Raw genomic sequence first — 19,962 nt, 5'->3', positions numbered from 1 at the left:
CCCACCCACCTCCACGAACGGTGGTCGGACGTGGTCCGCGGGGAGCGGCGCACATGATCGATAGTGTTCCGGGATGAGTGACGTGATCCCTCGCCATGTCCTGTGCGTGCTCGGCTCCGGCTCCGGGTTCGGGCTCGCGGAGATGGAACGGATCGCCGGCGCGTTCGGCGGGTTCGTCCTCGACCGCGAGTACTCCCAGGACGAGCCCGACCCCCGGATGCCGGAGGCGTTCGAGGCGAGCATGGCGGGAGTCCCGTTCGGGGAGGCGGACCGGGAGGCGGTGGCGTCCCACGACACCGTGGGCTACCTGCTGTCCGCGCCGATGATGCGGGGCCTGGCGGCCGACACGTCGCGGCGCCTGCTGGAGGTGACGGCCGCGCTGCTGCGCTCCGGCGCCGCCGCGGTGAAGAACGAGAGCAGCGGGGTCGCGCACGGCCGGGACCGCTGGCTCGCCCTGGGCGAGCAGGCCGCCGAGGCCAAGGACGAGGAACTCGCCGCCGTGCTCGTCAACGCCTGGGTGAAGCGTCCGATCTACGACGGCGAGGTCCTCTACAGCTGCGGCATGCACCTGCTCGGGGCGCCCGACGTGGAGATCGAAGTCGACGAGGAGCAGCTGACGGCCGACGGCGTCCCCGACCTGGTCACCCATCTGGACGCGCTGGCCATCTACCTGCTGGCCGACCCCCGCGCGCAGGAGATCGAGGACGGCGCCGGCTTCCGCCTGACCGAGGACGCGCCCCGCCACGTCCTGCGCACCGGTGACTGCGACCGCTACGACGAGGACGACCTGTTCTTCAACCCCTACGGCTACATCCGCCTCACCCGCCCGCAGTAAGGCGGACCTGCGCTTACATACAGGCCGAGGCGGACTGGGGCGTCGAGTGGTCTGTGGGTCACCTGCCGGGTCGGCTTGGGCGCCGTTTGCGGCGTACCGCCCAGGTGATCGCGGCGCCGGTCGCGAGCGCGGTGGCGGCGAGGATCCGAGGAGCCAGCCTCTTCTTCAGCGCCTGCCGCTGCCGCCGTTTGAACGTGGCCGCGTCGTTCTCCCGGGGGAACGGCTCGTCGGGGACCGGGCGGCCGAGGAAGGCGCACAACGGCGCCCATCCGTCCTTGACCTCGAACACCAGCAGCCGGTCTTCGGGCACGTACGCTCGCACTTCGGCGACGTGCCGCTCGAAACGCTCGGCCATCTCCGCGCGCTCGCCGAACGGCCCGCCGATCTCACGTTCCCACGTCGTCCGCTGCACGCGGTCGAGGACCTGCGCCACGGGATCGGGACGGCGCGGGCCCCGCCAGCTCAGCACCCGCACCAGGAGCGGCGGCCTGGCGAGCACGGCGGACATGGTCTGCGCGGCGCTGTCGTACCAGCGTCGCGGATCGCGGACGGTGAGCACCACCTTGGCGTCCGGGAACGCGTCGACGATGTCGCGCCAGAACGCGGTGGCCGGCGAGCCGACGGCGCAACCGTAGCCCGCGAACACCTTCCCCCAGTCGACCGTCCGCCCGTCCATCGCGGCGGCCCAGTCGGCGGCCCGCTCCGGCTCGGTGGTGAGGACCCGCATGTTGTAGCACGGGCCGTACCCGAGCCGGTCGAGTGCCAGCGCGAGTGAAGTCGTGCCCGTCCGGAGGAAACCGACGCCGATGACCTGCACGCGAACTCTCCTCGGGGTGAAGTGGATGACGTTCAGGCCGTACGGCGGGCGACCAGGGTGCCGGGGTCTTCGCCGTCGGCGACGGGGTTGAGGGCGGTTCCGGCCGTCGGGGTGAGCCCGGCCGCCGCCAGGTCGGCGACGACGGCGTCCGGCCGGTGCAGGTAGTGGGCGCGTTCCACCACTTCGGTCGCCACCAGATCGCCCTGGTGGTACGTGCGGTAGACGAACCGCAGGTGTGCCTGGTCGTCGCCGACGGGCCGCGCCTCGGACGACATCTCGTACCGGCAGTCGCCGAGGGCGGCCTCGTCGGCGACGTGCTCGGGCCAGTCCGGTACGGGTTCCGACAGCACCATGTCCATCGCCACCTCGCCGTCCTCGGCCAGATGTTCGGCGATCGCCTCGAAGAGCACAGGCCGTTCGGGATGCGGCACGTGCTCCAGCACACCCGCCAGGTACACGAAGTCGAAGCGGCGGCCGCCGAGGTCGAAGTGGGGCGCCGCCCGGTCGAGCACGGTGACGCGGGCGCGCAGGTGCGGGCGTTCGGCGAGCTTGGCCAGCAGCACCGCGCGCATGGTGGCGGACCTCTCCAGGCACAGTACGGTGGCGGCTCGCTCGGCCACGGCCAGCGTGATCCGGCCGGTGCCCGCGCCGATCTCCAGCGCGTGTCCGCCCTGGGGCGCGCGGCCGGCGAAGAACCGGGGGTCGGGGAGGGCGCCCTCTCCGCGGGAGGCGCGGAAGAGATCGTAGTAACCGGGCTGGAAGGCGTACGGGTCGGTGCCGAGCGGAGCGACCCGGGTGGCGGAGGTCATGCGAGTCACCTGCCTGTCTGGTCGGGACGCGGGCGCGTCGTCAGGGGATCGTGCGCGGCCGGCGCCGTCCGGCCGCCGTGGACGGGCTGTGCCGGACGGGTCCACTCGCGGAGGGCGCGGCCGGCGCGCTCCCTGATCCGCACCTGGCCGGTGGACTCGACGGCGATGGTGCGCTCCTCGCTCCAGCCGGTGAGGCGGAACTCGCCCAGCCCGAGATGCACCAGGCCGAAGGCGGGCTCGCCGTCGATGGCGAGGACGAGCCGGTCCTCGTGCACGAGGACCGCGGCGTCGCTGTCGGGCCTGGCCTCGACCTCCTCCTCCGACCACTGCGCGAAGTCGCCCGGCAGCCGGAACCGGCAGCACAGCCGGTCGCGTTCGGCCGCGGTCAGCGGCACCGGATCGCGGGCGAACATCACCTCGCTCAGCGGCAGCAGCTCCCGGAACTCGTCCGGCAGCAGCCCGACGACCTCCCGGCTGACCAGGCAGTCGAGCACCATGTGCACCCGGGCGCGGTCCCCGTGGTTCGCCACGTAGTGCCTGCGGCCGAAGTCGCCGAACCACAACCGTCCCGGCGTCCAGTGCTCGGACACGCCGTCGATGACCACGACGGCGTCCGGGTTGGTGTCGATCGGCACGTGCAGCCGCAGGAGCCCGCGTTCGAACCCGTACTTGTAGTCGCGGTGCTCGTGCACGGTCGCACCCGCGCCCAGGGCCATCAGCCGTACGCCCCGGACCGGCGCCGGCAGGGCGTCGATGACCTGCGCGAGCGCCGGGGCGTCGTCCAGCCACGGGGTGTCGGCGAAGTCGGCCAGGCCCGGGCCGCCCGGGTCGGTCCGTACCGGGTCGCCGCCGACGCTGCGCAGCGGCAGGATGCGCCAGTCCACGCCGGACTCCATGGCGGTGCCGTCCTGGCTGTAGGCGCGCTGGGCGCGCCACCGCCGGCGCCGCAGCAGGTCGAGGTCGGCGCGCAGCGCGTCGACGTCGAAACTGAGCCGCATCGGCGCCGACGGCGGGTAGGCGGCGGACGGTTCCGTCGGCGATTCGACGGCCGCGTGGTACGTCGTCATGGTCGCTGCTCCCGGGCGCCGGCCGCGGGCAGGTCGGAGACGTCGAGGGCGAAGCGGCCCACGGCCCACGCGATGGCGGGCACGTTCTCGCCGAGAGCCCGGCGGTCGAGGTTGCCGATCGTGTCGCAGGTCTGGTGGTAGCAGTGGTCGTACAGCTGCCCCGCCGTCCCGCCGAACCGGGCCGCCTGCGCCGCGGTCTTGACCCCGAGGACGCCGCCGTTCAGGCCGCCGACCGGGATGCCCGCGGCCACGAACGGCTCGTGGTCGGAGCCGACGGCCCGCAGGTCGTGGCTTTCGTAGGGGAGTCCGGCGTGGTCGAAGTAGTCCTTGAAGACCTTCTCCGCGACCTGCGAACCCGCCGGACCCGGCGGGGTGCCCGGCGGCTGCTCGCTCGCGTCCCCGTCGAGGACGAACCGCACCCCGTTCGGCGCGGCGATCAGTTCGAAGTTGAGGTAGAGCGCGATCTTGGCGCGTTCGGCCGGGGTCAGGTTGTGCACGTAGTAGTTGGAGCCGATGTCGATGAGCTCCTCGGCCCCCCACAGCGCGAACCGGACTTTGTGCCGCACCTTGTCCTGGTGGGGCGCCAGCCGCAGCGCGGTCGCCATCAGCGCGGCGGCCGCGGCGGCGTTGTCGTTGATGCCGGGCCCTTCGGACACGCTGTCCAGATGGGCGCCGGCCATGACGGTGCGGTCGTCGCTGCCGCCGCGCGTCTCGGCGATCAGGTTGGTGGTGACTCCCGCGACCCCGTGCCCGCGCAGGTCGAGACGCAGCCGCACCTGGTGCTGCGCGGTCTCCTGGGCGAGCTGTTCGGCCTGCGTCTGCGTGACGCTGGCCACCGGGATGGTGAACGCCTTCGGGTCGAACGCGTGCAGCCGGTAGATGTTGTCCGGACTCGGCGTGTCCAGGTAGATCAGCATCGCCCGCGCACCGAGCCCCGCGGCGACGCGCTGCTGCGCCGTGTAGCCGCAGGATCCGCGCCGTACGAGCACGATGGATCCGGCCACGGGCAGCCCGTCGTAGTCGGCGGCGGAGCATCCGGCGGCGTCGCCCGCCGTGGCCCGGGGCACGACGAGGTGGGCGTCGAGACCGCCGGGCGGGGTGACGGGTGACCAGCGCATGACCATCGCGCGCACCTGGCGGGCGGCGGGCGCGGTCACCGCCGCGCTCTCCGCGTCGATCTGATAGTCGGTGTACGGCACTTGCTGCCGGTGAACGCGGTAGCCGGCGGCGGTGAGCACCTTGGCGGCGTAGCGCGCGGAGGCCTCGAACCCCGGTGTGCCGGTGGCGCGCACCCCGCCGTTCTGTGCGGCGATCCGGTCGAGGACGCGCAGGTGCCGCCACGCGTCGGCGCCATGGGTGGACCCCGCCAGCAGCCGCGCCAGCCACAGCTCCCCGGACCCGTCGCCCGAAGGACCTGCCGCCGCGTGGGCGGGAGCCGCGTGGAGCGGGGTCGCGGAGGCGTGGGAGGTGGCGGACGGTGGAGCGGCCGAAAGGATGGTGGCGGTTAAGGTGACGAGGCCGGTTACCAAGGCGGTTTTTGTGCGCACAAACACCCTCATAAGCGCTCCAGATGAAAATACGTGGTGCCAAGAGACAGAGACCGCGCTGAGTGCGCGGAGCGTCTCTGAGGTTGGCCGACGCGGGGAATAATGAGTGGCCCGGCATATCGGTGCAGGCGGGAAGCGTGCTCCGATATGCCGGGCACCCTCTATGCCACTCAGTGGAGGTAACGCATCCGTGCCACCTCCTTTCTGTCAAGACGGATTCGAGGTCGGTCAGCCGAGATGGACTTTGAGCCGGGCCACGCCTCGCAGCGTGAGATTCCGGTGGTAGACGGGTTTCTCGGCCAGGCGGATTCCCGGGAACTCGGTCGCGAGCAGGCCGAGGACGACCCGGGCCTGGAGGACCGCCAGCGACTGCCCGAGGCACGCGTGGGCGCCCCGGCCGAACCCCAGATGCGGGTTGGGCCGGCGGGCGAAGTCCAGCTCGTCGGGCTCGGTGAACTTGGCCGGATCCCGGTTCGCGGCGGCCAGCATCAGCGTCACCGCTTCGCCGGGCGCGATGACACGGCCGCCGAGTCGCGTCTCCCGTACGCACGCCCGCGCGTCGGCCTGCACCGGCGACACGTACCGGACCAGTTCCTCCACTGCGAGTGACAGGTCAGCCCGGGTGAAACGTGCCAAATTCTCCGGTGAGCTCAGCAGGACGACCAGAGCGTTGCCGAGCAGCCGCCCCGCCGATTCGAACCCGGCGTGCAGGACGGCCCGCAGCGTGTTCAGCAGCACCGGGCGCGCGATGCCGGAGCCGGGCGCCTTGGCCGCCACATGCGCCACCAGCCCGTCCGCCGGCGGGTCGTCCAGCCACCGGCCGGTGTATTCGGCCAGCTCAGCGCGGGCGCGCACGGCGGGCTCCCCGGTCTCGGGCCAGATCCCGGCGTCCATGCCGTCCACGATCGTCTGCGACACGGGCAGGAACCACGCGGGGTCGATGGGCGGCACCCCGAGCACCGCGGCGATGGTGTCCAGCGCGAGCGGCGCGGTGAAGTCGGACACGCAGTCGAACTCCCCGGCCGCGCGCAGCCGCTCGGCACGGGCGCGGACCTGCGCGGCGATGCGCTCGCGCAGCACGCCCGGGTCGAGCCCGCGGACCGCGTCGACCATGAAGTGCCGGATGGCCGTGTGCTCGGGCGGGTCGAGCGACTGGATGCTCAGCAACGGCTCCGGCACGGCCTCGCCGATCCGGCGCCAGTCCGAGGCGAACGATTCCGTGTCGCGCAGGACCGCGGCGCAGTCGTCGTACCGGGTCAGCACCCAGGAGTCGAGGAAGGCGCTGCGGTGGACGGGCGCGCTCTCGCGCAGGCGGCCGAAGAAGGCGTAGGGGTCCAGCAGCGCCGCGGGCTCCGCGAGTCCCGCGGCCGGATCCGCGGCCGGCGCCTCCGACATATCGACCTCCTCGCACGGACGGCACCGGCGAGCGGCCTCGGGCCAGTTCGCCGCCTCCCCTGCGGGTGGCCGGGAGGACGGCGACGCAGTCGCTCAGGTGTCCGATGGGTCGTCCGACACATGATCTTTACCGATGGTAAATGGATCAGGCGGAATTGCCGAGTGCCGGATCCGGCCACCGGTCTTCCATATCCATGAAGGCTCGGATATGGCATGGTCTTGTAGTTCCGCCGCCCCGCCGAGGAGGTCGCCTGTGCGGGTTCTCCTGACCAATCGGGGGTTTCGGCTCCTGATCATCGGGCAGTCTTTGTCAACCCTTGGCGACCGGGCTCTCATCATTGCCTTCGGCATCTGGGTCAAGGAGCTGACCGGCAGCAATGCGGCGGCGGGCGGCGCGTTCTTCTTCGTCGCCCTGCCGTTCCTGTTCGCCCCGTTCGCCGGGGTGCTCATCGACAGGTTCCCGCGGCGCCAGGTCTTCGTCGTGACCAACCTGGCGATGGCGTGCGTCATGCTGCTCAGCCTGCTGGTGCGCGGCGAGGGCCAGGTCTGGCTGCTGTACGCGATCATCCTCTGCTACGGCATCGCCGGCGTGGTCATCACCGCCACCCAGGCCGCCCTCGTCACGGCGATCGTGGACGAGGACGCACTCCCCGACGCCAACGGCCTGCTCCAGACCTCCGCCGACGGCGTGAAGCTGCTGGCCCCCCTCTTCGGCGCGGCGTTGTTCACCGTGGCGGGCGGCCAGGTGGTGGCTCTGCTGGACGCGGCGACCTTCCTAGCAGCCGCGGTATGCGTGTGGCTCATCCGGGCGCCCGGTGACCAGCGCCATGTCACCGGTGCACTGGAGTTGCGCGAAGAGGTGCTGTCGGGCCTGCGCCACATCTACCGGTCCCCGCAGCTTCGCACGCTGGTGGGCGCGCTGGGCCTGGCCATGCTGGTGACGGGCTTCTCGCAGACCCTCATCTTCTCCATCGTCGACGACGGGCTGCACCGCGCTCCCGCGTTCGTCGGCGTGCTGAGCAGTGTGCAGGGCGCGGGCGCCGTCTGCGCCGGCCTGACGGCGGGCGCCGCCATCCGCCGCGTGGGCGACCTGCGCACGGTGATGTCGGGCATCGCCCTGGTGACGGTGGCGTCCTTGGTCTATCTGGCGCCCGCCATCCTCCCGGTGGCGGTGGGGGCGTTCCTTTTCGGCTTCGGCATGTGCTGGACGACCGTCGGCCTGGTCATGGCGGTGCAGCGACGCACGCCCGACGCCCTGCGCGGCCGGGCACTGACCGCGTCGATGGGCGTCGTCAGCACCCCGCAGACCGTCTCCATCGCCCTCGGCGCGGCACTGTCCCTGGTCGTCGACTACCGGGTCCTGCTGATCCTCATGGCCGCGGTCACCGCAGTGTGCGCCATCTGGCTGGTACGCGTCCCGACCGGAACCGAGCCGCAGGGCCCTCCGCGCAAAGACCTCGGCCCGACACCCCGAGAAAACGAGCCGCCGGCTCGCTCACCAGGCACCAAGCCCGTGCCGTGATCGGCTGGGGGAGCGGCGCTCCCTTCCATCGTCTCAGTCGGCGGAGCGGGGGAACCATACCTGTGCCGTCAGGACGGCGCTCGCCCCGAACAGCGCCACGCCGAGAGGGACGTGGACGGCGAGGTCACCGCTCTCACCGACTAGGAACTGGACGATGATCAGCACGAGAAGGAGCGCGCTGACGGCCGGGTACAGCACCGGCCCGCGCCCCGCCCGCCACACCAGGAGCGCGGCGATGAGCTGCAGGACTATCGCGACCGAAACGGCGGGACTCGTCGCATCGTGCAACTGGCGGCTGCCCCCGTCCGACAGGAGCTGTCCCGCGGTGACCCCCTGCACCAGCAGCGCGGTGGACAGGAACACCGTGCTCGCCTTCATCAGAGCGAAGAACCGAGGACGCACGGGCTGTTCGGCGCCGGCGGAGGAGGGCGGCGCGGTCGGCGTTGACATGGGAGCACTCCTAGGTGGTCGGGTAGCGGGTGGTGGGGCTTCCGGAACAAGGGCGGGCGCGTGCGTACGGCCGGCTCAGGGTTGGCTGCCGAGCCACTCCTCGAAGGCGGGTCCGGCGAGCTTGGCGTGCGGGCTGGGCAGGAACCCGCAGTCGGCGGCGATCTCGGCATCGGGCATGCCGGAGCCGTCGACGCCGACGACCTGGACGCCTCGGCGAGCGCCGAGGAGCCGGGCGGCCTCGGCCAGGACCTCCTTGCGGGGGCCGGCGATCTCGGGAATCGGCGTCTCCAGAGCGTGAGAGCCCGGATCCAGGGCGAGGCCGACGAGTTCCTCGGCCACGGTGGGGCAGGCCACGAGCTGAGAGGGCAGAGCCGGGATGTAGGCGACGTCGCCCTGCCGCCAGTCCAGGAGTTGGCCGACGAACTCGTGGAACTGCGCGGCCCGCAGGATGCGGACGGGGATCGGTCCCGACCGGAGGAATTCCTCGTGCGCCTTCTTGGCGGCGAGGAAACCGGCGGTGGCCTTGTCGACGCCGATGATGACGCCGGCCCCGGTGAGGGCTTCGCCGAGGCCCTCACCGGTGACGATGTCCATGCCGGTGGCCCGGGATACCGGCACGACCCGGTGTCCCCTCTCGGTCAGGACGTCCACGACGTGGCGACCCAACCGCCCGGTCGCTCCCGCCACCACGGCCTTGACGGTGCTCATGCCGTGGGCCAGGGGAGGGGGTTGGGCATACGCGACCGCGGATGCTCCTGCCCGGTCGTCGTGGGTGTGGACATGGTGAGGTCTTCCCTTCCGAGCTCATCTCGTGATGTCGCATGTCGTAGTGCCGGACGGATCGTCCGCGCGGCGTCCCGACGACCACGAGACGCCGGTGCCCCGATCTCCGTAACAGCGCGAACAAGTGACCTAGGCCACCCGCCCGGGGTGTTACGGGGCGGTGGAGAACGACGTCTTGTGCGTATGGCAGTGGTGAGAGCGAGCGGGCGGGAGTCAGGCATGCACGAGCGCAGCGAACGAACGGCGAGCACGACCGAACCGCTCGATCGCGGCGACCGCGTGGATTCCGCCACCGAGGTGTTCGTCGCCCATCGCAACCTGCTGTTCACCGTGGCCTACGAGATGCTGGGGTCGGCCGCCGACGCCGAGGACGTCCTTCAGGAGACCTGGTTGCGGTGGGTGGACGTCGACCTGGCCACCGTCCGGGAGCAGCGCGCCTACCTGGTGCGGATCGCCACCCGGCAGGCGCTGGACCGGCTGCGGACGCTCGGCCGGCGCAAGGAGTCCTACGTCGGGCCGTGGCTGCCCGAGCCGCTGCTCACTACGCCCGACGTGGCCGAGGACGTCGAGCTGGCCGACAGCGTGTCGATGGCGATGCTGCTGGTGCTGGAGACGCTGCAGCCGATCGAGCGGGCGGTGTTCGTGCTGCGCGAGGTGTTCGACCTGGACTACGACGAGATCGCCGAAGCCGTCGACAAGACCCCGGCGGCGGTCCGCCAGCTCGCCTACCGGGCACGGGCGCACGTCGCCGCGCGCCGGCCGCGCGGCGTCGTCTCACCGGCCGAGACCCGAGCCGCGCTCGGGGCCTTCCAGCGCGCGGTGGAGACAGGCGACCTGCAGCGCCTGGTCGACATCCTGGCGCCGGACGTCGTCGCCCTGAGCGATGGCGGCGGAATCAAACACGCCCTGCTCAAGCCCGTCATCGGGGCCGACAAGGTGGCGCGCCTGCTGGCCGCCGGCTGGTGGAAGCGCGACGCCGAAAGGACGGTCGAGCCGGTACAGATCAATGGTGGCCCGGGCCTGCTCGTCCGCGTCGACGGGGACATCGACGGCGTGGTGGCGGTGCGGGTCGAGAACGGCTTCATCACCGGCGCCTACCACGTGCGCAACCCCGAAAAGCTGTCGTACGTGCAGCGGGAGACCACCGTGAGCCGCTGAAACCACGACTCCCTGCACCACTCCACTGGACGTGACTTTCAGTCGAACACTGATGTCTGACAGTTATCCGGATCGTCAACAGCAGGCGGTCCCGCATCGGTAGGTTCTGATCATGGGGTGGGACGGTGACGGAGTACTGGCCGGCCGGTACCGGCGGCTCGACCGGATCGGCCGGGGCGGGATGGGGTCGGTGTGGCAGGCCCATGACCTCGAACTGGACCGCGAGGTCGCCGTCAAGGAGCTTCTGGTTCCCGACCAGGTCACCGACCGGGAACGGCGCGACTGGTACGCGCGGATGGACCGCGAGGCCCGCGCCGCCGCGCGGCTGCGGCACCCCGGCATCGTGGCCGTCCATGACCGGGTGACGGGCGACGATGGCCGTCCCTGGATCGTGATGGAACTGGTTCGCGGCCGGTCCCTCGAGCAGGTGCTGGCCGAGCAGGGAGCGCTTCCGCCGCGTCAGGCCGCCGCCCTCGGGTTGGCGATGCTGGACGCTTTGTCGGCCGCGCACGCCCAGGGCGTGGTCCACCGGGACGTCAAGCCCGCCAACGTGCTGCTGGAGGGCGACCGGGTCCTGCTGACCGACTTCGGCATCGCCGCGCTGGAGGGCGATGCCACCATCACCCGTTCGGGCATGGTGCTGGGCACGCCCGCCTACATGTCGCCCGAGCAGGTGGAGGGCAAGCCGGTCACCCCGGCCTCGGACCTGTGGTCCCTGGCCGCCACCCTGTACGCGGCGGTCGAAGGCCGCCGACCGTTCGACGGCCCCAGCCACGGCGCCGTCTTCATCGCGATCGCCACCCGGCAACCACCCGCACCCCGGTGCGGCGGCCCACTCGCCCAAGCCCTCGATGGCCTACTGCGCAAGAACCCCGACGAACGGCTCCACCCCGCACAGGTCCGCGACCTGCTCAACGCCGCCCTCAACCCGACAGGCAACACCGCGGTCGACATCGGACCGCCCGTCCAGGACCGTCCACAGCCCCGTACTTCCCTTCTCTCCTCACCCGTCAGTGACATCCCGTTCCAGCGCCATCAAGCGATCTTGATCAGAGTGGCCCTCGTCTGCGCCGAACTCTCCATGCTGACCTTTCTGGTCTCACCGTGGAGCGAGGTCGGCGACAGGTTTCCCCTCGAGTACTACACGCACCCTTCGCCCGGTCTGTTGCTGGTGGCCGTGGCTTTCATCGTCATGTGCGGACTGTGGTTCCTGTCGCACAGACCGCTCCTCAGCCTCGGCAGCATGATCTTGATTCTCGGCGCCCTTCACGTGGGAATCGTCTCGGTGTACACGTACGGGGAGAGTAGCCAGGCCAAAGAGGGCTTCGGAGTTCCCTGGGCGTTGGGCACACTCGCGTTCATGCTGGCCTTCACCGTGATGAACTGGTCGTTCGCCGGCCGGGTGACTGCCCCGCCCGTCCGCCATGCCCTGCTCGCCGTGGCGGTTCCCGTCGAGGGCGCGGTGGCCCTGTTCTGGGCCAAGCCGGTCTACGAGCTGGCGGATTGGAGATACGGCATGGAGATCGAACTGGACACCTCCTTCGCCACCTTGCTCACAGCCCTGGGCGTGATCTGGTTCGGCGTCCAACCGTTCCTCTGGTCGAGCAGCATCAGGACGGCCTTCTCCCGCCGGTTCGGGGCGTGAGCGGCGTAGCTCGACCACGGCCCGCGTTAGGGATCCGGTACGGCCGAGCCGTGCACCATGGTGTCGACGATGGTTTTGACGGAGGGCCGGGTGACGGCGCCGGGTGGTGCGCTGACCAGGGCGAACAGGGCGCTGCCGTAGAGCGCGATGAGTGCGGGGACCTTCTCGGGTGCGATCTTCAGCCCCAGCCGGCCATGGAGCCCGGCGGTGAAACGCACCGCGGCCTCCTGCAGTCCCGCCAGCGCCACGGCCAGCGCCGGGCGGCGCAGCGCCTCCAGTTGCAGCTCGAAGATCGCCAGGTAGCGGTCGCGCAGCGCGGTCGCCGCCGTGAACAACGACTCGGTCAGCATCTCCACCAGGTCGGCGCCGCCGGCGGGTTGGTGCTCGGCCGCCTGCTCCATGTCGGCCAGGTGCAGCTCGACCACACGCTCCGCCGCGGCCACCAGTAGGGCCTCGCGGCTGCGGAAGTAGTTGGACGCCGTGCCGGGCGGCAGCCCCGCCTGCTTCTCCACCGTCCGGTGGGTCACACCGTGCACTCCCGAGGCCGCCAGGAGGTCGATGGCGGCGTCGGTCAGGGCTTGGCGGCGGGCGAGGTTGGTGGGCGGCACCGCACCATGCTACCAATAACCGTAGTAGTACGATCGTAGTGAATGGAGGATGCCATGCGCGTCATCGTGGTCGGTGCAGGGCTGGGCGGGGTGACGGCGGCGGTGGGGCTGCACCGCCAGGGGCACCAGGTCGTCCTCTACGAACGGGGCGCCGAGCTCCGCGAGGCGGGCACCGGCGTGGTGGTCATGCCCAACGGGCTGCGGGCGCTGGAGGAACTCGGCTACGACACCACTGACATCGGCGGAGCGCGGTCCACCCCCGCCCGCACCGGCGGGCTGCGCGACTGGCGCGGACGGCCGCTGCTGATCACCGACGCGGTGCAGGCGCAACGCGAGGTCGGGTCGATGGTCGTGGCCGACCGGACGGAGCTGCACCGCGCCCTGCGCGCCCCGCTGCCCGCCGGCTCGGTGCGGACCGCGGCACCGGTGGAGCGGCTGGAGGCCGGCGAGGACGCGGTGGCGGTGTTCAGCGGCGGCGAGCGCGTCGACGAGGCGGACGCGGTGATCGCGGCCGACGGGATCGGCAGCAGGCTGCGCGCACAGCTGTTCCCCGGCCACCGCGGGCTGCGCAGAATCGGCCGCATGGACCTGCGCGGCACCCTGCCTCGCCCCGCGGAGCCGGACGTGGAGGAGCTGCTGGCCGGGATCCTGATCGACCGGCGCACCGGTGCGATGTTCGGGCTGTTCCCCCTCGGCTCGGACGGGCTGTACTGGTTCACCGACTCTCCGCTGCCCGAAACCGTCCCGGAGCCGCAGCGGGCTCGTGAGCTGATGCTGGAGTTGATGGCCGACTGGCATCCGGCCGTCCCCGCACTGCTGGCGGCCACCGCGGCCGACGACGTCTACGTCGACCCGATCGCCTGCCTGGCCGAGCCGCTGCCGACGTTCGCGTCCGGCAGGATCGCGCTGCTCGGCGACGCCGCACACGCCATGACGCCCGACCTCGGGCAGGGCGCCAGCCAGGCCTTCGAGGACGCCGCCTCGCTCACCCGCCACCTGGAGGCGGCAGAGCCCGCACACGTGGCTGAGCGGCTGCTGCGCTACGACGCGCAGCGCCGCCCGCGCGCCAACCGCATGATGCGAGCCGCCGAGCGGCAGTCCCGGCTGACCTCTCGGACCGGGGCCGCCGCCTGGGTGCGTGACAGCCTGCTGCGCGCGATCCCGGCCCGCCTGGCCACCCGACAGCTCGCCAGCATTTGGCACGCCTAGCAGCCGGTGCACCGAAGCCTTAAGACCCCGCGCGTTGAGTAGCCGCGTTCCGGATCCGGACCCGTTCCCCCGGCCCGCCTCGCTTCAGCGGACGACGCGGTAGCGGACGTGGGTCACGCCGTCCGACGGGACGATGGAGATCTGTTCGAGGTCGAGCGGCTCCGGCCCGATGTCGTCGAGCAGCCGGACGCCCGACCCGAGCAGGCACGGCGCGATGCTCAGCCGGATCTCGTCGAGCAGCCCGGCGCGGATCAACTGCTGCGCGGTGTCGGCGGCCGACACCGACACGTCCCGTCCGCCGGCGGCCTCCTTCGCCAACTCCACGGCTCGCTCGACGCCCTCGGTGACGAAGGAGACCCGCGGGCTCCACTCGCCCTCGGCCGGCGCCTTGTGCGTGACGACGAAGATGGGGACGTCGATGGGATGGCCGTCCCGCCACCCGCGGGCGACGTCGAACGTCCGCCGCCCGCTGATCATCGCCCCGATGTCGCGGTACCAGCCCTCGATGACCTGCCTGCTGGCGTCGGGCGGGCAGAACCACCGGTTGACGCGGTTGGACTCCGGGCCCGCGCTGAACCAATGGAACAGCCGCTCACCGCCGACACCGAGGGGGCTGTCCATGCCGGCGTCGGCCCCGGCGATGAACCCGTCCAGGGACACGCTCAGATCGACGATGACCTTGCCCATGCTCATACCTCCGTTCGTGAGTGTCGTGTCGAGGTTCCGACCAGCCGCCGGAGCCGAACTCATCGGACGAGGTTCATGCGTGAGCGGCGAGGAAGGCCTTGATCTCCTTGGCGATCGCGCCGGCCTCTTCGGAGCCGACCGCGTGGGAGGCATGCGGGTAGACGACCACGGTCCCGTCCCGCAGGACACGCTTGGCGACCTTCTCGGCCTTCGCGGTGTCGTGCATGACCGACTTGCCGGCCAGGATCGCCAGGACCGGCATGCTCAGGCCCTTCAGGTCCTTCTCCGGGATCCGGGCCGGCTGGGGCAGCTTGATCGAGTAGGCGCTCATCGCGGTCTCGATCATGCGGGCCACCGGTTCGTCCTCCACCGGTGCGCCCCCGGCGGTGTAGGAGGCGAAAGAGTCGCGCCAGGACTTGGGCAGCCAGGGCACCGAGGCCGGGATCGCGCGCACCGCCGTCTCGGCGGGGATGCTGCCGAACGTGTAGGCCGGGTCGATCAGCAGTAGGCCGGCCACCCGCTCGGGGCGGTGGGCGGCCATGTTCGCGGCCGTCCACCCGCCGATGGACAACCCCAGCAGGTTGAACTTCTCCTCGGGCAGCTCGGCGAGGGCCTGGTCGAGCCAGGCGGCGTTGTCGGCGAAGTCCTCGATCGGGACCATCTGCACGCTCAGGCCGGGCTCGCCCAGCAGGTCGAGCACGTACACGTCCCCGAGCTCCAGCAGGGAGGGCATGTTGTCCGCCCAGATCGGGCTGGGTGAGGACCGGCCCGGCAGCAGCACGAACGGGTGCTTCGCCGGGGCGTCGGTGGTGGCCTCGAACCGGTAGACGCGCACGAACCCGAACCCGGTGCGCACGTCCAGCGTCTTGTCCGGGGCGGGCATCGCCTCCCAGGCCCGCTTGTAGTCGGCCATGAACGCCTCGTACCCGGCCTTCGAGTTCCAGTGCCCCACAGGGCTCGGTGTGCGCAGCGCGAATGCCCCGGCCACCACCGCAACCACCAGCACCCCGGCGGTGATGCCCCCGGCCCGGCGGCGACGACGCTTGCGCGCGGCCATGCGGGCACCGTCCTCGGGCGTCGCGTCCTGGACGTCCTCCTCCATGGTCCCCCTTTTTTTTGACCGTTCGGTCAAATCCTAGGTTCCAGAGTAGCCTCGTCCCATGCCAGCGCGCGCGTCGGGGCCCGACGGTCTCACCCGGATCGAGCGGGAGCGGCGCGCCCAGATCATCGCCACGACCATCACCCTGGTGGCCGAGCACGGGCACGCCGCGGCCTCCTTGTCGAGGATCGCGCAGGCCGCGGGGGTGGCCAAGGGCACCGTGGTCTACCACTTCACGACCAAGGACGCCGTCCTGGCCACGGCCTACCAGCACGTGATGACGGCCCTGGTCACGCACGTGGCCGGCAAGGTCGAGGAAACCTCGCCCCGAGAGGCCCCCGGGGCCTACGTGCGGGCCATGATCGGCTACCTGACGGACCATCCCGAGCACGCCCGCACAATCGTGCAGGCCGGCCTGGCCGCAGCCGACGAGGGGGACCGGGCGCGGCCGCCGGGGCAGGAACGCTGGGCCCCGCTGGCCGCCCTTCTACGCGAGGCCGCCGAGGCGGACGGCCACCCGGCGGACGCGGACAGCCTGCGGACCCGGGCGATCCTCGTCGGCGGGATGATCGACGCCGTCGTCGCGGAGTTCCTCGAGGACCCGACGTATGACACCCGGGCCGCGGCCGAGCAGATCGTCCTCATGCTGACCCAGCGACCGTGAAGTGCACTTCGACCCGACTGGATCGTTCAGGCGGGGAGAGCGTCGCCGGGGAAGCCGTGGCAGGGATGGACATCGCAGCGCATCATCCCGGCTTGCACGCAGGGGTCGTCGGCCATGATCTCGGCGGCTTCCTCAGCCGGCACGGTCATGATCGCGACGCCCGCCACAGTGTCGGAGGCGACCGGGCAGAGGACGGCGATCACCCCCTCGGCACGAAGCGACACCATGCGCCGTTGATGCTCAAGCTCTACCGCGTCCGCGCCGTTCATGGTTCGCTCCGGAGTCCACTGGAGGAGCGCCAGGCTGAAAGGTTTCGCGGTCGAAGCCAGAGCCTGAATCTGTTCGTCGGTCACCCTTGTGCTCACCAGGTCTCCCTACTTGTGGACGCGCTCGGCCAGCGACACGATGATTCCCTCGGGCCCGCGGACGTAGGCCATCCGCCACACGCCCTCATATTCGCCGATGCCTCCCACCAGGCCGTAGCCGTCGGCCGCAGCCTGATCGACGGCAGCCTGCAGGTCCCCTACCTCGAAAGCGACGTTGCGCAGGCCCAGCTCGTTGGCCGGTGCGGCCGGGGAACCCGCGAGGTGGTCCGGCCGTACGAAGCTCGAAAGCTCCAACGTCGTTCCGCCTCCAGGCGGTCGCAGCATGACGATCTCGGTGGCGGCGCCGGTCATGCCGATCACCGTGTCCAGGAACTCGCCTTCCACGGCCATCTTCTGATCGGCCTCCAACCCGAGGCTGACGAAGAACGCCGTCACGGCGTCGAGGTCGGCAACGGTGATACCGACGTGGTCGAAGCGCTGTATAAAGCCCATCGGTCGCCTTCCCGTGCATCTTGAGGACCCTTGAAGCCTTCGAGCGCCTGGTTACTTGATGGCGGCCGCGCGACCCCGAGCATGAACGGTACGCCACGTCCTCACGGAACGGGTGGCGCTCCACTGATCGCGACCAGCGCCGGGCGTTCCCCACGTCACCGCCAGTCAATGCACCAGGGGCTTGGACGGCGGGGATCCGGCGTGAACGTGTCGCCTCGGCCATGTTCGGCCGTGGACCGGATCGCGTCCGCCGCACAAGGCGATGCTCATGCTGATGACGGGACCTGCGGCTCACGTCACGTTGTCGGTCACCGAGGGAGAAGCGGGCTGCTTCCTGAGTCTGCGTCTGCGGAGCGCCAGGGCCAGGACGACCGCGAGAGCGAAGGCTCCGGCGATCCAGCGGACGCCGAGGGCATCGAGCCATGTGGTGACCTGCCCCTGGATGTCGGTGACGGTACCAACGATCGGGTCGTCGGCGAAGGCTCCGGCGTTGACGCGCAACTCGTACCAGCCGTAGTAGCCGACATAGACGCCTGCCAGGAGCAGGAACACCCCGCTGGCTCGCGAGACGTGGGGAAGGACCGCTCGGGTCCTTCGGACGGCGGCTTCCTGGGCAAGGGCGACGAGAAGGGCCAGCAGTCCGATGACCAGGCCCATCCCGACACCGTAGGCGACGAACGCGGCCAGCCCGTCCAGCAGATCGCCGCTCCCGGAGACCAGCCCGGTGACGGCGAGGAACGGCGCGATGGTGCACGACAGGGAGGCGACCGCATAGGAAGCGCCGTATCCGTAGAGGGCGACGAACGAGCCGGTCGGCCGGCCGACGTTCAGGCGCGGAAGTTGCAGGAGCAGTTCCCGCCCGGACGCCAGCCAGACGCCGAGCACGATCAGGAGCCCGCCGGTCACGACGGTGACCCACGGCAGGTGCCGCTGGATCGGAGCGGTCGCGACGCTGATCACCAGACCGAAGATTCCGAAGACGGTGATGAAGCCCAACGTCATGGCCGCCGTCAACCGCAGCGCCCGCACCGCACCACCGGGCCCGGAAACCAGCAGGGCCAGGAACGAAGGCAACATCGCGAAGCCGCACGGATTGAACGCCGCGACCAATCCGGCGGCCAACGCGAGCGCGAGGTCGTCCATTTACAGGGCGTGCTTATCGATGAGGGAGGACAGCTCGGCCTCGTCCAATGGGCCCACCGCCGGGTGGCTGCCACCCTCGGGGTTCACGATCAGATAAGAGGACTGCGAGGTGACCTTGAAGTGCTTGTAGAGGGCGCCGGTCCGGTCGTCCAGTTGGACGATCCCGGACGTGCCGGTGCGCGAAACGAACCTCTCCATCGCCGCTTTGTCCTTGTCGAGCCCGGCGACCCCCACGAAGGCGACCTTGTCGCCGTACTTCTGAGCGGCCTTGGCGACCGCGGGCCCCTCGGCCTGGCATTTGGGGCACCACGGCGCCCAGAACCAGAGCACTACCGGCCTGCCTGCCAAGCTCTCGCCGTCGAACGCCGTTCCATCGAGCTTGGCTCCCCGGAACCTCAGCAACGCGGGTGCTTCCTTGACGGACGCCTTGCTCGGCGCCGCGCTCGTCGGTGCTGAAACCGTCGCCGACGACGCGGCGATGCCCGGCTCAGCGGTCCCACCACCGCATGCGGTCAGCACGACTGCCAGCGCGGAGAGGGACAGACTGAACATCTTCATGCCGTCACGGTAGATCTGCTCTGTCCACGCCGACCCTTACGAGTCGATGACGTCACCGCCCGGCGTCCGAGCACGCTCCACCAGCATCGAGATCAGCCGCTCGTCCGACGCCGATGTCAGTCACCGAGCGTCTCCTTGATCATCGAATCCGCCGTTCATTGGACACTCCCGCCGCCGCTCGCGCGTGAACCTTCTTGGGGTCGGCTGGCAAAGAGGGGTGTTGTTGCCAGCGATCCAGGAGGGCCGGTATGTGAAGAGTGACGCCATGACCGCTGTCGGGGCGGTCGCGTCCACCAGTGACGCCGAGGAGATCGAGCGTTCTCGGCGGGAGCCCGAGCGGTTCGCTGTGCTGTTCGACCGGTACGGCGCGCGTTTGCATCGGTATGCGGCGCGCAGGCTCGGGGACGGCGAGGCCGACGACATCGTCGCCGAGACGTTCCTGGTGGCGTTCCGGCAGCGGGATGGGTACGACCTCGGCCGTTCCGAGGCGCTGCCGTGGCTGTACGGGATCGCGTCCAATCTCATCCGCAGGCATCGGCGCGCGGAGGTGAGCCGGTATCGGACGTTCGTGCGTACCGGGGTGCTGGTGGACGCGGCCGAGGGTGTGGCCGAGCGGGCGGTCGAACGGGCGAGCGCGCAGCTGAGCGGGCGTCGGCTCGCGCGGGCGATCGCGGGGTTGGCGGCCCGTGACCGGGAGGTGCTGCTGCTGGTGGCGTGGGCTGATCTGTCCTATGAGCAGGTCGCCGACGCGCTGGGGCTTCCGGTGGGGACGGTGCGGTCCCGGCTGAACCGGGCCCGGAAAAAGGTGAGGCAGGAGTTCGGCGGAGTGAATCCGACCTGCGTCCATGATCGGAATGAGGACATCGGTGATGAGTGACCTGCGTGAGGTACGGGAGTTGTGGAGCGAGGCCGCCGAGCCCGGCCCCGCCAGGCTGGCCGCCGTCCGGCAGCGGTTTCTGCGGGAGACGCGGCTGGGGCAGCCCGCCGGTGCGGGTGCTGGTCGCCGCGGAAGAAGACACCGTCCGGTCGCTGGCGCAGGTCCGCAAGAACGGCGGGTGGCGCGGGCGACTGACCGTGGACGAGTCGGCGGCGGCCCGCGCGGCCTGGGCGGGCGCGCCCGCGAGCGGCAGCACGGCCCGGACGACGTG

The 19,962-nt window shown here is 71.0% G+C and carries 21 protein-coding genes; 7 read left to right on the top strand and 14 right to left on the bottom strand.

Annotated elements, in window-relative coordinates; translation table 11 throughout:
* Positions 1-73 precede the first annotated feature (73 nt).
* Positions 74-835, top strand: a complete 762-nt coding sequence (locus ETD96_RS19885) for a hypothetical protein (protein ID WP_138637970.1) — start codon at positions 74-76, stop codon at positions 833-835.
* Between the two features lie 58 nt (positions 836-893).
* On the opposite strand, the gene ETD96_RS19880 is transcribed toward ETD96_RS19885, so the two are convergent.
* The 5 genes from ETD96_RS19880 to ETD96_RS19860 all read right to left on the bottom strand — a co-directional run bounded on the left by ETD96_RS19880 (position 894) and on the right by ETD96_RS19860 (position 6,470).
* Positions 894-1,652 (bottom strand): sulfotransferase family protein, encoded by a 759-nt coding sequence (locus ETD96_RS19880; protein ID WP_171069124.1) that lies wholly within the window; start codon positions 1,650-1,652, stop codon positions 894-896.
* Between the two features lie 32 nt (positions 1,653-1,684).
* Positions 1,685-2,461, bottom strand: a complete 777-nt coding sequence (locus ETD96_RS19875) for a class I SAM-dependent methyltransferase (RefSeq protein WP_138637969.1) — start codon at positions 2,459-2,461, stop codon at positions 1,685-1,687.
* Between the two features lie 5 nt (positions 2,462-2,466).
* Positions 2,467-3,528 carry an aspartyl/asparaginyl beta-hydroxylase domain-containing protein gene (locus ETD96_RS19870; RefSeq protein WP_138637968.1) on the bottom strand — a complete coding sequence of 354 codons (1,062 nt, stop codon included), beginning with the start codon at positions 3,526-3,528 and terminating at the stop codon, positions 2,467-2,469.
* Positions 3,525-5,057, bottom strand: a complete 1,533-nt coding sequence (locus ETD96_RS19865; RefSeq protein WP_171069123.1) for a M28 family peptidase — start codon at positions 5,055-5,057, stop codon at positions 3,525-3,527. The genes ETD96_RS19870 and ETD96_RS19865 overlap by 4 nt, the downstream gene beginning before the upstream one ends.
* A gap of 246 nt (positions 5,058-5,303) precedes the next feature.
* Complete coding sequence (locus tag ETD96_RS19860) at positions 5,304-6,470, bottom strand: cytochrome P450 (protein ID WP_138637966.1); 1,167 nt, start codon at positions 6,468-6,470, stop codon at positions 5,304-5,306.
* Between the two features lie 133 nt (positions 6,471-6,603).
* On the opposite strand from ETD96_RS19860, the gene ETD96_RS19855 reads away from it, so the two are divergent.
* Positions 6,604-7,992 (top strand): MFS transporter, encoded by a 1,389-nt coding sequence (locus ETD96_RS19855; protein ID WP_138637965.1) that lies wholly within the window; start codon positions 6,604-6,606, stop codon positions 7,990-7,992.
* Between the two features lie 33 nt (positions 7,993-8,025).
* Here the strand turns inward: ETD96_RS19855 and ETD96_RS19850 are convergent, their stop codons facing one another.
* Together ETD96_RS19850 and ETD96_RS19845 are read right to left on the bottom strand one after the other, a co-directional pair.
* Positions 8,026-8,442: a hypothetical protein gene (locus ETD96_RS19850; protein WP_138637964.1), complete on the bottom strand. Its 417-nt coding sequence runs from the start codon at positions 8,440-8,442 to the stop codon at positions 8,026-8,028.
* Between the two features lie 75 nt (positions 8,443-8,517).
* Positions 8,518-9,150, bottom strand: a complete 633-nt coding sequence (locus ETD96_RS19845; protein WP_138637963.1) for an SDR family oxidoreductase — start codon at positions 9,148-9,150, stop codon at positions 8,518-8,520.
* 294 nt (positions 9,151-9,444) lie between these two features.
* Between ETD96_RS19845 and ETD96_RS19840 the strand changes: the two genes are divergently transcribed.
* Positions 9,445-10,383, top strand: coding sequence for an RNA polymerase sigma-70 factor (locus ETD96_RS19840; protein ID WP_138637962.1), 939 nt, complete (start codon positions 9,445-9,447; stop codon positions 10,381-10,383).
* Positions 10,384-10,495: 112 nt separating this feature from the next.
* Positions 10,496-12,028 (top strand): serine/threonine-protein kinase, encoded by a 1,533-nt coding sequence (locus tag ETD96_RS19835; RefSeq protein WP_138637961.1) that lies wholly within the window; start codon positions 10,496-10,498, stop codon positions 12,026-12,028.
* Between the two features lie 26 nt (positions 12,029-12,054).
* Here the strand turns inward: ETD96_RS19835 and ETD96_RS19830 are convergent, their stop codons facing one another.
* Positions 12,055-12,636, bottom strand: a complete 582-nt coding sequence (locus ETD96_RS19830) for a TetR/AcrR family transcriptional regulator (RefSeq protein ID WP_138637960.1) — start codon at positions 12,634-12,636, stop codon at positions 12,055-12,057.
* Between the two features lie 42 nt (positions 12,637-12,678).
* On the opposite strand from ETD96_RS19830, the gene ETD96_RS19825 reads away from it, so the two are divergent.
* Complete coding sequence (locus tag ETD96_RS19825) at positions 12,679-13,845, top strand: FAD-dependent monooxygenase (protein WP_138637959.1); 1,167 nt, start codon at positions 12,679-12,681, stop codon at positions 13,843-13,845.
* A gap of 84 nt (positions 13,846-13,929) precedes the next feature.
* On the opposite strand, the gene ETD96_RS19820 is transcribed toward ETD96_RS19825, so the two are convergent.
* Positions 13,930-14,532 (bottom strand): dihydrofolate reductase family protein, encoded by a 603-nt coding sequence (locus tag ETD96_RS19820; RefSeq protein WP_171069121.1) that lies wholly within the window; start codon positions 14,530-14,532, stop codon positions 13,930-13,932.
* Positions 14,533-14,605: 73 nt separating this feature from the next.
* Complete coding sequence (locus ETD96_RS19815; RefSeq protein WP_240807890.1) at positions 14,606-15,634, bottom strand: alpha/beta fold hydrolase; 1,029 nt, start codon at positions 15,632-15,634, stop codon at positions 14,606-14,608.
* Positions 15,635-15,692: 58 nt separating this feature from the next.
* Between ETD96_RS19815 and ETD96_RS19810 the strand changes: the two genes are divergently transcribed.
* Positions 15,693-16,295: a TetR/AcrR family transcriptional regulator gene (locus tag ETD96_RS19810; protein WP_138637957.1), complete on the top strand. Its 603-nt coding sequence runs from the start codon at positions 15,693-15,695 to the stop codon at positions 16,293-16,295.
* A 26-nt stretch (positions 16,296-16,321) separates the two neighbouring features.
* Here the strand turns inward: ETD96_RS19810 and ETD96_RS19805 are convergent, their stop codons facing one another.
* From ETD96_RS19805 to ETD96_RS19790, 4 genes are all read right to left on the bottom strand, one after another.
* Positions 16,322-16,660: a YciI family protein gene (locus ETD96_RS19805; protein ID WP_138637956.1), complete on the bottom strand. Its 339-nt coding sequence runs from the start codon at positions 16,658-16,660 to the stop codon at positions 16,322-16,324.
* Positions 16,661-16,669: 9 nt separating this feature from the next.
* Positions 16,670-17,113, bottom strand: coding sequence for a VOC family protein (locus ETD96_RS19800; RefSeq protein ID WP_138637955.1), 444 nt, complete (start codon positions 17,111-17,113; stop codon positions 16,670-16,672).
* Positions 17,114-17,404: 291 nt separating this feature from the next.
* Positions 17,405-18,256 carry a cytochrome c biogenesis CcdA family protein gene (locus ETD96_RS19795; RefSeq protein WP_138637954.1) on the bottom strand — a complete coding sequence of 284 codons (852 nt, stop codon included), beginning with the start codon at positions 18,254-18,256 and terminating at the stop codon, positions 17,405-17,407.
* Entirely contained in the window at positions 18,257-18,814 is a 558-nt protein-coding gene (locus ETD96_RS19790) for a TlpA family protein disulfide reductase (protein WP_138637953.1), read from the bottom strand.
* Positions 18,815-18,998: 184 nt separating this feature from the next.
* Between ETD96_RS19790 and ETD96_RS19785 the strand changes: the two genes are divergently transcribed.
* Positions 18,999-19,691 carry an RNA polymerase sigma factor gene (locus ETD96_RS19785; RefSeq protein WP_338072575.1) on the top strand — a complete coding sequence of 231 codons (693 nt, stop codon included), beginning with the start codon at positions 18,999-19,001 and terminating at the stop codon, positions 19,689-19,691.
* Positions 19,692-19,962 lie beyond the last annotated feature (271 nt).

Origin of the sequence: Actinomadura geliboluensis, assembly GCF_005889745.1 — a bacterium.
Taxonomy (GTDB): Bacteria; Actinomycetota; Actinomycetes; order Streptosporangiales; family Streptosporangiaceae; genus Spirillospora; species Spirillospora geliboluensis.
The sequence above is the reverse complement of the archived record's forward strand: the minus strand, read 5'-3'. Positions and strand labels throughout refer to the sequence as shown.